At 59.4% G+C, this 12,758-nt stretch carries 11 protein-coding genes; 7 read left to right on the forward strand and 4 right to left on the reverse strand.

The window, feature by feature from the left end; translation table 11 throughout:
• Nucleotides 1-132 precede the first annotated feature (132 nt).
• Nucleotides 133-1,074 carry a LysR family transcriptional regulator gene (locus ACLH1U_RS23330; RefSeq protein ID WP_374014426.1) on the reverse strand — a complete coding sequence of 314 codons (942 nt, stop codon included), beginning with the start codon at nucleotides 1,072-1,074 and terminating at the stop codon, nucleotides 133-135.
• A gap of 91 nt (nucleotides 1,075-1,165) precedes the next feature.
• Here ACLH1U_RS23330 and ACLH1U_RS23335 point away from each other — a divergent pair, with 91 nt between their 5' ends.
• The gene (locus tag ACLH1U_RS23335) at nucleotides 1,166-1,537 is read left to right on the forward strand and encodes a carboxymuconolactone decarboxylase family protein (protein WP_049013703.1); all 372 of its coding nucleotides are present in this window, start codon (nucleotides 1,166-1,168) and stop codon (nucleotides 1,535-1,537) included.
• A 38-nt stretch (nucleotides 1,538-1,575) separates the two neighbouring features.
• On the opposite strand, the gene ACLH1U_RS23340 is transcribed toward ACLH1U_RS23335, so the two are convergent.
• Nucleotides 1,576-4,008 (reverse strand): bifunctional aspartate kinase/homoserine dehydrogenase II, encoded by a 2,433-nt coding sequence (locus ACLH1U_RS23340; RefSeq protein ID WP_023291529.1) that lies wholly within the window; start codon nucleotides 4,006-4,008, stop codon nucleotides 1,576-1,578.
• 2 nt (nucleotides 4,009-4,010) lie between these two features.
• Nucleotides 4,011-5,171: a cystathionine gamma-synthase gene (gene metB / locus ACLH1U_RS23345; protein WP_004203678.1), complete on the reverse strand. Its 1,161-nt coding sequence runs from the start codon at nucleotides 5,169-5,171 to the stop codon at nucleotides 4,011-4,013.
• A gap of 267 nt (nucleotides 5,172-5,438) precedes the next feature.
• Between metB and metJ the strand changes: the two genes are divergently transcribed.
• Nucleotides 5,439-5,756 (forward strand): met regulon transcriptional regulator MetJ, encoded by a 318-nt coding sequence (metJ, locus tag ACLH1U_RS23350; RefSeq protein ID WP_002882924.1) that lies wholly within the window; start codon nucleotides 5,439-5,441, stop codon nucleotides 5,754-5,756.
• Nucleotides 5,757-5,857: 101 nt separating this feature from the next.
• On the opposite strand, the gene rpmE is transcribed toward metJ, so the two are convergent.
• Complete coding sequence (gene rpmE, locus ACLH1U_RS23355; protein ID WP_002882922.1) at nucleotides 5,858-6,070, reverse strand: 50S ribosomal protein L31; 213 nt, start codon at nucleotides 6,068-6,070, stop codon at nucleotides 5,858-5,860.
• Nucleotides 6,071-6,322: 252 nt separating this feature from the next.
• Here rpmE and priA point away from each other — a divergent pair, with 252 nt between their 5' ends.
• The 5 genes from priA (at nucleotide 6,323) to hslU (ending at nucleotide 12,722) form a co-directional block, all read left to right on the forward strand.
• Complete coding sequence (priA, locus tag ACLH1U_RS23360) at nucleotides 6,323-8,518, forward strand: primosomal protein N' (protein ID WP_044520924.1); 2,196 nt, start codon at nucleotides 6,323-6,325, stop codon at nucleotides 8,516-8,518.
• Between the two features lie 150 nt (nucleotides 8,519-8,668).
• The gene (gene cytR, locus ACLH1U_RS23365; RefSeq protein ID WP_004203676.1) at nucleotides 8,669-9,697 is read left to right on the forward strand and encodes a DNA-binding transcriptional regulator CytR; all 1,029 of its coding nucleotides are present in this window, start codon (nucleotides 8,669-8,671) and stop codon (nucleotides 9,695-9,697) included.
• Between the two features lie 93 nt (nucleotides 9,698-9,790).
• On the forward strand, nucleotides 9,791-10,756 hold the full coding sequence (gene ftsN / locus ACLH1U_RS23370; RefSeq protein WP_071997579.1) for a cell division protein FtsN: 966 nt from the start codon (nucleotides 9,791-9,793) through the stop codon (nucleotides 10,754-10,756).
• Nucleotides 10,757-10,847: 91 nt separating this feature from the next.
• The gene (hslV, locus tag ACLH1U_RS23375) at nucleotides 10,848-11,378 is read left to right on the forward strand and encodes an ATP-dependent protease subunit HslV (protein ID WP_002882918.1); all 531 of its coding nucleotides are present in this window, start codon (nucleotides 10,848-10,850) and stop codon (nucleotides 11,376-11,378) included.
• A 9-nt stretch (nucleotides 11,379-11,387) separates the two neighbouring features.
• Nucleotides 11,388-12,722, forward strand: coding sequence for an HslU--HslV peptidase ATPase subunit (gene hslU / locus ACLH1U_RS23380; protein WP_065806004.1), 1,335 nt, complete (start codon nucleotides 11,388-11,390; stop codon nucleotides 12,720-12,722).
• Nucleotides 12,723-12,758: the final 36 nt, after the last annotated feature.

Below are 12,758 nucleotides of genomic sequence, written 5' to 3' on the forward strand. Positions count from 1 at the left end.
CCAGATGTAAAAATGACGGAAAAGCGCCCGGGCGTCAATAGAAAAATCTGCGTAAAGAGTGAGGAAAAGGCTGCCAACATGAAAAAACTTCATCTACCGGCGCTTTGCCAGCCGAAAGAGCCCGCTCTGCGGTCAACATGGGGTAGAACGATATTCAGCATGGGACGAGCAAGTCGTCAGGCGATCATCCAGCAGTGAGAGCCATTGCCGCACGGCTCCTGCCTGGTGAGGCGCGTAGATCACCCCAAGGCTTAACGGCATGCTGTCGCCTTCAGCGACAGGACAGAACACCACCCCCTGACGCTGGATCGCGGAAAAGGACGCCGGCAGGAGGATCATGCCTTCCCCACGCGCGATTCGCGCCAGCAGCACATCATGTTCGGCAGGCTCTTCCACATAAGCGGGGGTATAGCCAGCCCGGTCGAAAATGCGCCGCGTGTAGTCAAAGAAATCGGGGTTACGCTCGCGTTTAAACCAGAATAGCGGCCGATGATTGAGCGCGCTTAGCGTTAACGCTGGTATGACGGCTTCCGGCCAGGAGGCTGGCACTGCCGCGATGAGCGGCTCCTGATACGGCAATGGATGCAGGTGCAGCCCTTCAGTATTGAGCGGCAGCGCGACCAGCGCCGCATCGAGTTTGCCTTTGCGCACCTGCTGCGCCAGCGCCGGTGAGGCGTGACGGGTGATATGCAACCCGCGGGTATGTTCGCTCAGCGCAGATTCAACAGCAGCGAAAATGCCTTGTTCGAAGGCGGTGGTCACGCCCAGACGCAGAGACGGCGGCGAGTGAACGGAGAGCTCACTCAATGCCGCCAGCGTGCGTTCCTGGAGCGCCAGCATAGGCCGAATGATCGCCAGCACCTCTCTGCCCGCGTCGGTAAGGATCAGGCCTTTGCTATGGCGCTGAAACAGCGTCACCCCCAGCTGCGCTTCCAGATAGCGCATATGGCGACTCAGCGGCGGCTGCGAGATAAATAACCGCTGCGCCGCCCGGCTGATGTTATTTTCCTCCGCCACCACGGCAAAGGCACGCAGCAGGCGGATATCGAGAGAATGTAATCGCGAAGTTGTCATACTGAAAAGGTATCACGAAAAGGGTATTACTCAAGTCCGGTAAACTTCCCTACCCTTCCTCTCAACGCATCATCACAGAGAGGAAAAAACGATGTCCAGCGAACGTTATACCACCGGTCAGGAAATGCTTCAGCGCGTGGACGGTCGCGGCGGGGAGGCCGTCGTCAACAGCCTGCGGGATATCGCCCCCGACTTCGCCCGCTATCTGATTGAGTTCCCCTTCGGCGATATTTACGCCCGGCCAGGGCTTGATTTGCGTAGCCGGGAAATCGCCACCATCGCCGCGCTCACCGCGCTGGGTAACGCCGAGCCGCAGCTGAAAGTGCATATTGCCGCGGGATTAAATGTCGGTCTGACGCAAGAGGAAATTACGGAAGTGATCATGCAGATGGCGGTCTACGCCGGATTCCCGGCGGCGCTAAACGGCCTGTTTGCCGCTAAAGCAGTTTTTGCGGCGCACTAACAAAAAAGACCAGGCCGCGCCTGGTCTTTTTCCCGGGACTACAGCAGCTGCGCCAGACGGTTAATATCCGACTGGATCGCCCCGGCGGTCACATCGCGCCCGGCGCCGGGCCCGCGGATCACCAGCGGATTATCGCGATACCAGCGGCTTTCGATAGCGAACACGTTATCGCACGGCAGCAGCGCCGCCAGCGGGTGCTCTTCGCGTACCGCTTCCACGCCGACGCGTGCTTTGCCGTTGGCATCAAAACGCGCCACGTAGCGGAGCACCAGCCCCATCTCGCGGGCCGCCTCCAGGCGCTGCAGCATCTGCTCGTTCAGCTCTTCGCCATTCTCAAAGAAGTGATCGACCGAACCCTCTTCACAGTGCGCCGGGACCAGTGATTCCACGCGCACCTGATCCGGCTCGATGTCGTAACCCGCTTCCCGCGCGAGGATCACCAGCTTGCGCATCACATCTTTACCGGACAGATCGACGCGCGGATCCGGCTCGGTCAGACCCTGCTGCCACGCCTGATCCACCAGGTCGGTGAACGGCACGGTGCCATCAAACTGCAGGAACAACCAGGAGAGCGTTCCCGAGAAGATACCGCTCAGGCCGAGGATGGTATCGCCGCTGTCGATCAGGTCGCGCACCGTATGGTTCACCGGCAAGCCGGCGCCCACGGTGGCGTTATACAGCCAATGGCGCCCTGTCTTCTCAAACGCGTCGTGGATCTGGCGATACTTATCGCTGCTGCTGGCCCCCGCCAGCTTGTTGGCGCTGATCACGTGGAAGCCATGGCTGGCGAAATCAAGATACTGGTCGGCCAGTTGCTCGCTGGCGGTGACGTCCAGCACCACTAAATCATCATACGGGTGCGCGCGCATCCACAGGAACAGCGACTCTTCATCCTGCTCCACCGCTTCATCGTTGAAGAAAGCCAGCGCCCGGCTGGCGTCCAGCCCGTCGTAGTTCAGCAGACTGCGTTTACTGTCGACCACGCCGGCGAGCACAAACTCAAAGCCGGTGCGCGCCGAGAGCGTGGTTTGTTCACGGGCGAACAGCTCCAGCCAGCGGGAACCGATGTTCCCTTTGCCGAACAGCATCAGGCCGATACGCTTTTCGGCACGAAACAAGGACTGGTGCAGCCCCTGGATCAGGCTTTCCGTCGGCCCGGCGCGCAGGACGGCCACCAGGCTGATCCCCTCTTCCGACTGCCAGGTGAACTCCACCGGCTGCCCTTTCAGCTGCTGCCAGAAACGGTGGCAGTGCAGTGGGTTGCGGGTGACGCCCGCGCCCACCATCGCCACCAGCGCCAGCTTCTGACGCAGACGCAGCTCGCCCGGCAGACCTGCCTCATCGAGCAGCTTCAGCGCGCTGTCGGCCACCTCGGAGGTATAGCAGAACTGCAGCAGTTTGCGGTCGGCATGGACGCCAACGGCTAACGGGCGCAGCTGGGCGCGTTTGAGCAGGGCGTCCAGCTCTTTATGCGCCAGTTTGAAATCGTGACCGGCCGGCACCTGGAACTCCACCAGGCAGACATCGTCATGGCTGGTGACAATCCGGGCGCCAGTGCCGGAGGCCAGCACGCGCTCAATGCGCGTGGAACCCTGTTCCGGCGTATAGCTGCAGCGTAACTGCAGATCGATATCGCTGGCGGAAACCGGCTGTAGCGTGCGGGCATGGAGCACCGGCGCGGCCAGACGCGCCAGCTCGCTGGCTTCGTCCAGACGCAGCAGCGGCAGCAGACAGGCGTCTTTCACCTTGCGCGGATCCGCGCTGTACACCCCGGCGACGTCGCTCCAGATGGTGACGCGGGAAGCACCCGCCAGCGCGCCGATCTGAGTGGCAGAGTAGTCAGACCCGTTACGGCCCAGCAGGACGGTTTCACCGGCCTGGTTGCGGGAGATAAAGCCGGTCACCACCAGACGCTTGTTAGGATGCTGCGCCATCAGCTGCTGCAGCAGTGGATAGGATAATCCTTCATCCACCTGCGGCTGCGCGGCGCGTTCCGCGCGCAGGAACGCGCGCGCGTCCAGCCAGGCGGCTTCCATTCCCAGCTGGTTGAGAACCGCCGCCATCAGGCGCGCGGACCACACTTCCCCATGGCCGACCACTTCCGCATAGACCGCTTCGGAAACCCCGCCGTCCAGCAGACCAGCCAGACGCTCAAGGTCGTGGATAAAGGCGGCGATCAACGTATCCGCCGCCGCAGGCTCCACCAGACCGCCAATCAGCTCGGTGTGATAGCGGCGAAGCGACTGCTGAACCTGATGCGCAGCAAGGCGATCGCTCTGGCTAAGCTTAAGCCAGCTGATCAGCTGGTTGGTGGTGCTGCCAGCGGCGGAGACGACCATCATGTCCCCCGCCTGCGAATACTCCTTCATGATCCCCGCGACGCGCAGGTAACATTTCGCATCCGCTAAACTACTCCCACCAAATTTGTGCAGCTGACGACCCTTCGCCCCTGCCTGCGCAATCACACTCATCTTTATTCCTCGTTTGCTGCCCGGAAGCCATTTTCCAGGTCGGCAATTAAATCTTCACCATCTTCGATACCGGTCGAAATACGCAGAAGCGTTTCTGAAATTCCGGCGGCGGCACGCGCTTCAGGCGCCATGCCGGCATGCGTCATCGTTGCCGCATGGGAAATCAGGCTTTCAACGCCCCCCAGCGATTCCGCCAGTGTAAACAGCGACAGCCCGCTCAGGAAGCGGCGCAGCGTCTGCTCGTCACCATCCAGCTCGAAGCTTAACATTGCGCCAAAACCTTTTTGCTGACGCGCCGCAATTTCATGCCCCTGGTTTTCCGGCAGCGACGGATGATACAGCTTTTTCACCAGCGGCTGGGTTTTCAGATACTCGACGATCGCCAGGGCATTACGTTGCGCCACTTCCATGCGTGGAGAAAGCGTCCGCAGCCCGCGCAACAGCAGATAGCTGTCGAAGGCGCTGCCGGTGACGCCAATGTTATTCGCCCACCATGCCAGTTCGGTGACAGTCGCCGGATCGTTGGCAATCACCACCCCGGCCACCACATCAGAGTGACCATTAAGGTATTTAGTACAGGAGTGCAACACCAGATCGGCGCCCAGCGCCAGCGGGTTTTGCAGCGCCGGACTCAGGAAGGTGTTATCGACCACGCTGATCGCCCCGGCTTCGCGCGCCAGACCACAGATTTTCGCAATATCCACCACCCGCAGCAATGGATTACTTGGGCTTTCGACCAGCACCAGCTTCGGTTTTTCCGCCAGCGCCGCCCGCAGCGCCTGCTCATCGTTTTGATCGACGAACTGAACGCGATAGCAGCCGCGCTTCGCCAGGCTATCGAACAGACGGTAGCTGCCGCCGTAGCAGTCGTGCGGCGCCACCAGCAGATCGCCAGGCTTAAGGAACACCGTCGTCACCAGCAGGATCGCCGACATACCGGTATTGGTCAGCACCGCGCCAGCGCCGCCCTCCAGCTCCGCTAAAGCGCGCTGCACCACATCACGCGTCGGGTTGCCGCGGCGGGAATAGTCGTGAGCGCGAGGTTCATTAAAGTCGGTGAAGTTATAGGTACTGGAGAGGTGGATCGGCGGGACAACGCAACCGTACTGCTCGTCGTCATTTAAACCGCTACGCACTGCGATGGTGGCCTGTTTACGCGTCATGTTGGGAAGTTCCTGGGCTGAATCGGTGAAAAGTCAGGCTTCAGAGTAAACATTGTCATAATAGACGTCAATACATCTGGACATCTAAACTTCTTTGCGTATAGATTGAGCAAAGTGCAAATAGCCGTTAAAATTATATGCATTAGCGCACGTCGGCGGCGGCTTATCTCATGTCAGAAAGCCCGCGCATACGGTAAACTACGCGCGATTATAGCCCGGGCGGAATATTCTGGCCCTTCACTAATAAACAGAGGATTAAGGTATCTCATGGCTGAATGGAGCGGCGAATATATCAGCCCATACGCTGAGCACGGTAAGAAGAGTGAGCAAGTAAAGAAAATTACGGTTTCCATTCCTCTGAAGGTGTTAAAAATCCTCACCGATGAACGCACGCGTCGTCAGGTGAATAACCTGCGTCACGCGACCAACAGCGAACTGCTGTGCGAAGCGTTCCTGCATGCCTTTACCGGACAACCGTTGCCTAACGATGAAGACCTGCGTAAAGAGCGCAGCGATGAGATCCCGGAAGCGGCGAAAGCGATTATGCGTGAACTGGGTATCGACCCGGATACGTGGGAATACTGAGACGATAAAAAGGGCGGAAGCACGCTTCCGCCCTTTTTCTTTCCCGCCCAGGCAGGCGAGAGACACAAAAAAGCCGCCCTGAGGCGGCTTCTTCTGGCAACTTACTTGCTGCCCGGGATGCTGAAGCGCTTGTTGAAGCGGTCAACACGGCCACCGGTAGCAACATCACGCTGTTTGCCGGTGAAGAACGGGTGGCATTTGCCGCACACGTCGAGGTTCAGGTCGTGACCTACGGTGGAGCGGATTTTCATGACATTACCGCAAGAACAGGTAGCAGTAATTTCGTCGTAATTTGGGTGAATACCTTTTTTCATGGGAGAACCTCAGTTAAGGCCGCGTCGCTCTTCCAGCCCTAACGCCAGACACCACGCGATATTAGTAATTTCCCGTCGCCCTCTACGCTGTTGACAGCGTGAAGCACGCGGTAATGGTCAATCTTCAATGCGATATAAAGCGCATTAAAGGCGGCGAATCATACAGAATTTGACCAGCATATGCAAACTGATCCGCGCCGCCTTATCGTAATGTGTATACTATCCCGCCAGATTTCAAGTCAGGAAGATGACATGCCCGTCGCCCACGTTGCCCTACCCGTTCCGCTACCGCGCACTTTTGACTATCTGCTGCCTGAAGGCATGGCGGTCAAAGCGGGCTGTCGGGTGCGGGTGCCGTTCGGCAAACAGGAGCGGATCGGTATTGTCGCGGCGGTCAGCGAACGCAGCGAGCTGCCGCTGGACGAGCTAAAACCGGTCGCGGAAGCGCTGGACGACGAACCGGTCTTCTCCGGTACCGTCTGGCGGCTGCTGATGTGGGCGGCTGAGTATTACCATCATCCGATTGGCGATGTGCTGTTCCATGCGCTGCCCATTCTGCTGCGCCAGGGCAAACCCGCCAGCGCGACGCCGCTGTGGTACTGGTTCGCCACCGAGCAGGGGCAGGCCGTCGACCTTAACGGTCTGAAACGCTCGCCGAAGCAGCAGCAGGCGCTGGCGGCGCTGCGCCAGGGAAAAATCTGGCGTCATCAGGTTGGCGAACTGGAATTTAATGAAGCGGCGCTGCAGGCGCTGCGCGGCAAAGGGCTGGCGGAGCTGGCCTGCGAAGCGCCCGCCCTCATCGACTGGCGCAGCGCGTATTCGGTTGCCGGCGAACGCCTGCGTCTTAATACCGAGCAAGCCACCGCCGTCGGGGCGATCCACAGCGCCGCCGATCGCTTCTCCGCCTGGCTGCTGGCGGGTATTACCGGCTCAGGGAAAACGGAAGTCTATTTGAGCGTGCTGGAGAATGTGCTGGCGCAGGGGCGCCAGGCGCTGGTGATGGTGCCGGAGATCGGTCTGACGCCGCAGACCATCGCCCGTTTCCGCCAGCGCTTTAACGCGCCGGTGGAAGTGCTGCACTCCGGACTCAATGACAGCGAACGTCTTTCGGCCTGGCTGAAGGCGAAAAACGGCGAAGCGGCCATTGTGATCGGCACCCGCTCCTCGCTGTTTACCCCGTTTAAAGACCTCGGCGTCATCGTTATCGACGAAGAGCATGACAGCTCCTACAAGCAGCAGGAGGGCTGGCGCTACCATGCCCGCGACCTAGCGGTATGGCGCGCCCACAGCGAACAGATCCCGATTATTCTCGGCTCGGCGACGCCGGCGCTGGAGACCCTGCATAACGTCCGCCAGGGCAAATACCGCCAGTTAACCTTAAGCAAACGCGCGGGCAATGCGCGCCCTGCCCAGCAGCACGTGCTCGATCTCAAAGGGCAACCGCTGCAGGCGGGTCTGTCTCCCGCGCTGATTAACCGTATGCGCCAGCATCTGCAGGCGGATAACCAGGTGATCCTGTTTCTTAACCGCCGCGGCTTTGCGCCAGCGCTGCTGTGCCACGACTGCGGTTGGATAGCGGAATGTCCGCGCTGCGACAGCTACTACACGTTGCACCAGGCGCAGCACCATCTGCGCTGCCACCATTGCGACAGTCAGCGCCCTATCCCGCGCCAATGTCCCTCCTGCGGCTCCACGCACCTGGTGCCGGTGGGTATCGGCACCGAACAGCTGGAGCAGGCCCTGGCGCCGCTGTTCCCTGACGTGCCTATCTCGCGTATCGACCGCGATACCACCAGCCGCAAAGGGGCGCTGGAGGAGCATCTCGCCGCCGTCCATCGCGGCGGGGCGCGTATTTTAATTGGCACCCAGATGCTGGCCAAAGGCCACCACTTCCCGGACGTCACCCTCGTCTCCCTGCTGGACGTCGACGGGGCGCTGTTTTCCGCGGATTTCCGCTCCGCCGAGCGTTTCGCTCAGCTCTATACCCAGGTCTCCGGGCGAGCGGGACGGGCAGGAAAACAGGGCGAAGTGATCCTGCAAACCCACCATCCTGAACACCCTCTGCTGCAGACCCTGCTGTATAAAGGCTACGACGCCTTCGCCGAACAGGCGCTGGCAGAGCGGCAGACAATGCAGCTACCGCCGTGGACCAGCCATGTGCTGATTCGTGCGGAAGACCATAACAACCAGCAGGCGCCGCTGTTTTTACAACAGCTGCGCAATCTGCTGCAGGCCAGTCCGCTGGCCGACGACAAGCTATGGGTGCTCGGTCCGGTTCCGGCGCTGGCGCCGAAGCGCGGCGGCCGCTGGCGGTGGCAGATATTGCTGCAGCATCCTTCGCGGGTACGCCTGCAGCATATCGTCAGCGGTACGCTGGCGCTGATCAATACGCTGCCGGAGGCGAAAAAAGTGAAGTGGGTGCTGGATGTCGATCCTATTGAAGGGTAAGCCTTCTCTTGCGAGCCGGATCGAAAAATTTAACAAGCATCACGTTTTTCATGAAAATTCTGTAACTCACTGCCGCGACTATCTGATAAAAATGATGCAGCAGTTAGCGCGCAAGGGAAATGCCAGCGCCATTCAGCGAGGAGAAACCAGGTGAAGCCCAAAAAACAAGTGGTTGCCGCCACCATGAAAGACGTCGCCTTAAAGGCAAACGTTTCCACGGCAACCGTGTCCCGAGCGTTGATGAACCCTGATAAGGTGTCGCAAGCCACCCGTAACCGGGTCGAGCAGGCGGCGCTGGAAGTCGGCTATTTACCGCAGTCGCTCGGACGCAATATGAAGCGCAACGAATCGCGGACGATCCTCGTGATCGTCCCGGATATCTGCGATCCCTTTTTTAGCGAAGTGATCCGCGGTATTGAAGTCACTGCCGCCGAGCACGGATATCTGGTGTTAATCGGCGATTGCGCCCACCAGAATCAGAAAGAAAAAACCTTTATCGACCTTATCATCACCAAGCAGATTGACGGCATGGTGCTGCTCAGCTCGCGCCTGCCGTTTGACGCCAGCGTGGAAGAGCAGCGCAATTTGCCGCCGATGGTCATGTCGAACGAGTTCGCGCCGGAGCTGGAGCTGCCCACCGTCCACATCGATAACCTGACGGCGGCTTTTAACGCGGTAAACTATCTTCACGAGCTGGGACACCAGCGTATCGGCTGCATCGCCGGCCCGGAAGATATGCCGCTGTGCCATTATCGCCTGCAGGGTTACGTGCAGGCGCTGCGCCGCAGCGGTATCACCGTTGATCCGCACTATATCGCTCGCGGCAACTTTACCTTCGAAGCTGGCGCCAATGCGCTGGAGCAGCTGCTGTCGCAGCCGGTACCGCCCACCGCGGTCTTTTGCCATAGCGATGTGATGGCGCTGGGCGCCTTATCGCTGGCGAAACGCCGCGGTCTGAAAGTGCCGGACGACCTGTCGATTGTCGGCTTCGATAACATCGCGTTGTCTGAATTTTGCGATCCGCCATTGACCACCGTGTCACAGCCGCGTTTTGATATCGGCCGTGAAGGAATGCTGCTATTACTTGAGCAAATGCAGGGTCATAACGTGAACAGCGGCTCGCGCCTGCTCGATTGCGAACTGATTGTTCGCGGCAGTACGCAAAAAATCAGACGATAACCATCAGGCTTTCGGGCCTGCTCTTCTGGTCAAAGGCCCGCCGCTTAAGTAACATGGCGGGCTGACGAACGAATATAAGACAGCGAAACGATAGTGGCACAACGAGATTATGTACGCCGCAGCCAACCGGCTTCTTCGCGGCGCAAAAAGAGCACTACCCGAAGCTCAAGGAATAAGCAAAGCAGCCTCCCGGCAATTTCACCGGCTATGGTGGCGATCGCGGCGGCTGTGCTGGTGGCCTTTATCGGTGGACTCTATTTCATTACGCACCATAAGAAAGAAGAAGCGGAAGCGATGCAAAATCGCCAGGCCGCCGGCAACGGCTTGCCGCCAAAACCGGAAGAGCGCTGGCGCTATATTAAAGAGCTGGAAAGCCGCCAGCCGGGCGTTCGCGCGCCGACCGAACCGACCGCCGGCGGCGAAGTGATGAAACCGGAGCAACTGACCGACGAACAGCGTCAGCTGCTGGCCCAGATGCAGGCCGATATGCGTCAACAGCCGACTCAGCTGACCGAAGTGCCGTGGAACGAACAAACGCCGGCCCAGCGCCAGCAGACGCTGCAGCGTCAGCGTTTAGCGCAGCAACAGCAGCAGGCGCAACAGCAACAGTGGGCGCAAACTCAGCAGCAGACCGTGCAGCAGCCGCCGCGCGTTCAGCAGCCGAAGCCGGTCCAGCAGCAACAGCCGAAGCAGACCGCGTCAAACCAGCAGCCGTACCAGGATCTGCTGCAGACGCCGGCGCACACTACGACTACGCAGCCGCGCGCGCAGGCCGCCGCGCCGGTGACTCGAGTGGAGGAAGCGCCGAAAACGACCGCCGAGAAAAAAGACGATCGTAGCTGGATGATCCAGTGCGGCTCCTTTAAAGGCGCCGAGCAGGCCGAAACCGTCCGCGCTCAGCTGGCTTTCGAAGGGTTTGCCTCGCACATCACCACCAACAACGGCTGGAACCGCGTGGTCATTGGCCCGCTGAAAGGCAAAGAAAGCGCCAACGAGATGATCACCCGCCTGAAGATGGCTGGACACGCGAACTGCATTCGTCTCGCCGCCAGGGGTTGAAACCCTCAAAATCCCCCCCATCTATAATTGCATTCGGCCCCGCGGACAGCGCGGGGCCCCTGTTCCGCTTTTGCAACCAAGGGGTCTGCTCGTGACTACAATTGTAAGTGTTCGCCGTAACGGCCATGTTGTTATTGCCGGTGATGGCCAGGCCACGCTGGGCAACACCGTAATGAAGGGCAACGTGAAAAAAGTGCGTCGTCTGTACAACGACAAAGTGATTGCCGGTTTCGCTGGCGGCACCGCCGACGCCTTCACGCTGTTCGAACTGTTTGAACGCAAACTGGAAATGCACCAGGGCCATCTGGTGAAGGCCGCCGTTGAGCTGGCTAAAGACTGGCGAACCGATCGGATGTTGCGCAAGCTGGAAGCGCTGCTGGCCGTCGCGGACGAAAACGCGTCGCTTATCATCACCGGTAACGGTGACGTGGTACAGCCGGAAAACGATTTGATTGCTATCGGCTCCGGCGGTCCTTACGCCCAGGCCGCGGCCCGCGCGCTGCTGGAAAACACCGATATGGGCGCGCGCGATATCGCCGAGAAAGCGTTGGATATTGCAGGTGATATCTGCATCTATACCAACCATTTCCACACCATCGAAGAATTACCTTCTAAAGCGTAAGGATCTCCCATGTCTGAAATGACCCCACGCGAAATTGTCAGCGAACTGGACAAACACATTATCGGCCAGGACGCCGCCAAGCGTTCTGTTGCTATCGCCCTGCGTAACCGCTGGCGCCGGATGCAGCTTAACGAAGAGCTGCGTCATGAAGTCACGCCGAAAAACATTCTGATGATCGGCCCAACCGGCGTCGGTAAAACCGAAATCGCTCGTCGTCTGGCGAAACTGGCCAACGCGCCGTTTATTAAAGTTGAAGCGACGAAGTTCACCGAAGTAGGTTATGTCGGTAAAGAAGTGGACTCTATCATCCGCGATCTGACCGATGCGGCGATCAAAATGGTTCGTATGCAGTCCATCGATAAGAACCGTTACCGCGCGGAAGAGCTGGCGGAAGAGCGCGTGCTTGACGTGCTGATCCCACCGGCGAAGAACAACTGGGGCCAGACTGAGCCGTCGCAGGAACCGTCTGCGGCGCGCCAGGCGTTTCGTAAGAAACTGCGTGAAGGCCAGCTGGACGATAAAGAGATTGAAATCGATCTCGCTGCGGCGCCGATGGGCGTTGAAATCATGTCCCCTCCGGGCATGGAAGAGATGACCAGCCAGCTGCAGTCCATGTTCCAGAACCTCGGCGGCCAGAAGCAGAAACCGCGTAAGCTGAAAATCAAAGACGCGATGAAGCTGCTGATTGAAGAAGAAGCGGCCAAACTGGTCAATCCGGAAGAGCTGAAGCAGGAAGCCATCGACGCTGTTGAGCAGCACGGTATCGTCTTTATCGACGAAATCGACAAAATCTGTAAGCGCGGCGGCAACACCTCCGGCCCGGACGTCTCCCGTGAAGGCGTACAGCGCGACCTGCTGCCGCTGGTGGAAGGCTGCACCGTCTCCACCAAGCACGGGATGGTCAAGACCGACCACATCCTGTTTATCGCCTCCGGCGCGTTCCAGGTGGCCAGCCCGTCCGATCTGATCCCGGAACTGCAGGGGCGTCTGCCGATCCGCGTTGAGCTGAAGGCGCTGACCACCCATGACTTCGAGCGCATCCTGACCGAACCGAACGCCTCCATCACCGTGCAGTACAAGGCGCTGATGGCGACCGAAGGGGTGAATATCGAATTCACCGAAGACGGTATCAAGCGTATCGCTCAGGCCGCATGGCAGGTAAACGAAACCACCGAGAACATCGGCGCGCGCCGTCTGCACACCGTGCTGGAGCGCCTGGTGGAAGATATCTCCTATGAGGCCAGCGAGATGAACGGCCAGACCGTCACTATCGATGCCGAATATGTGAGTAAGCACCTGGATGTTCTGGTGGCAGATGAAGATCTGAGCCGTTTTATCCTATAATCCGGTGCAATGCATTTTCATCACTGTTGATGGGGG

It is taken from the genome of Klebsiella sp. 1SOBk5mer (genome assembly GCF_046603115.1).
Classification (GTDB): Bacteria; Pseudomonadota; Gammaproteobacteria; order Enterobacterales; family Enterobacteriaceae; genus Klebsiella; species Klebsiella quasipneumoniae.

Bases quoted from the DNA above. Each gene is read 5' to 3' on its own strand.
- ACLH1U_RS23335 (WP_049013703.1), top strand. From the start codon at position 1,166: ATGTCCAGCGAACGTTATACCACCGGTCAGGAAATGCTTCAGCGCGTG.
- hslU (WP_065806004.1), top strand. From the start codon at position 11,388: ATGTCTGAAATGACCCCACGCGAAATTGTCAGCGAACTGGACAAACAC.
- metJ (WP_002882924.1), top strand. From the start codon at position 5,439: ATGGCTGAATGGAGCGGCGAATATATCAGCCCATACGCTGAGCACGGT.
- priA (WP_044520924.1), top strand. From the start codon at position 6,323: ATGCCCGTCGCCCACGTTGCCCTACCCGTTCCGCTACCGCGCACTTTT.
- ACLH1U_RS23340 (WP_023291529.1), bottom strand. From the start codon at position 4,008: ATGAGTGTGATTGCGCAGGCAGGGGCGAAGGGTCGTCAGCTGCACAAA.
- metB (WP_004203678.1), bottom strand. From the start codon at position 5,171: ATGACGCGTAAACAGGCCACCATCGCAGTGCGTAGCGGTTTAAATGAC.
- rpmE (WP_002882922.1), bottom strand. From the start codon at position 6,070: ATGAAAAAAGGTATTCACCCAAATTACGACGAAATTACTGCTACCTGT.
- ACLH1U_RS23330 (WP_374014426.1), bottom strand. From the start codon at position 1,074: ATGACAACTTCGCGATTACATTCTCTCGATATCCGCCTGCTGCGTGCC.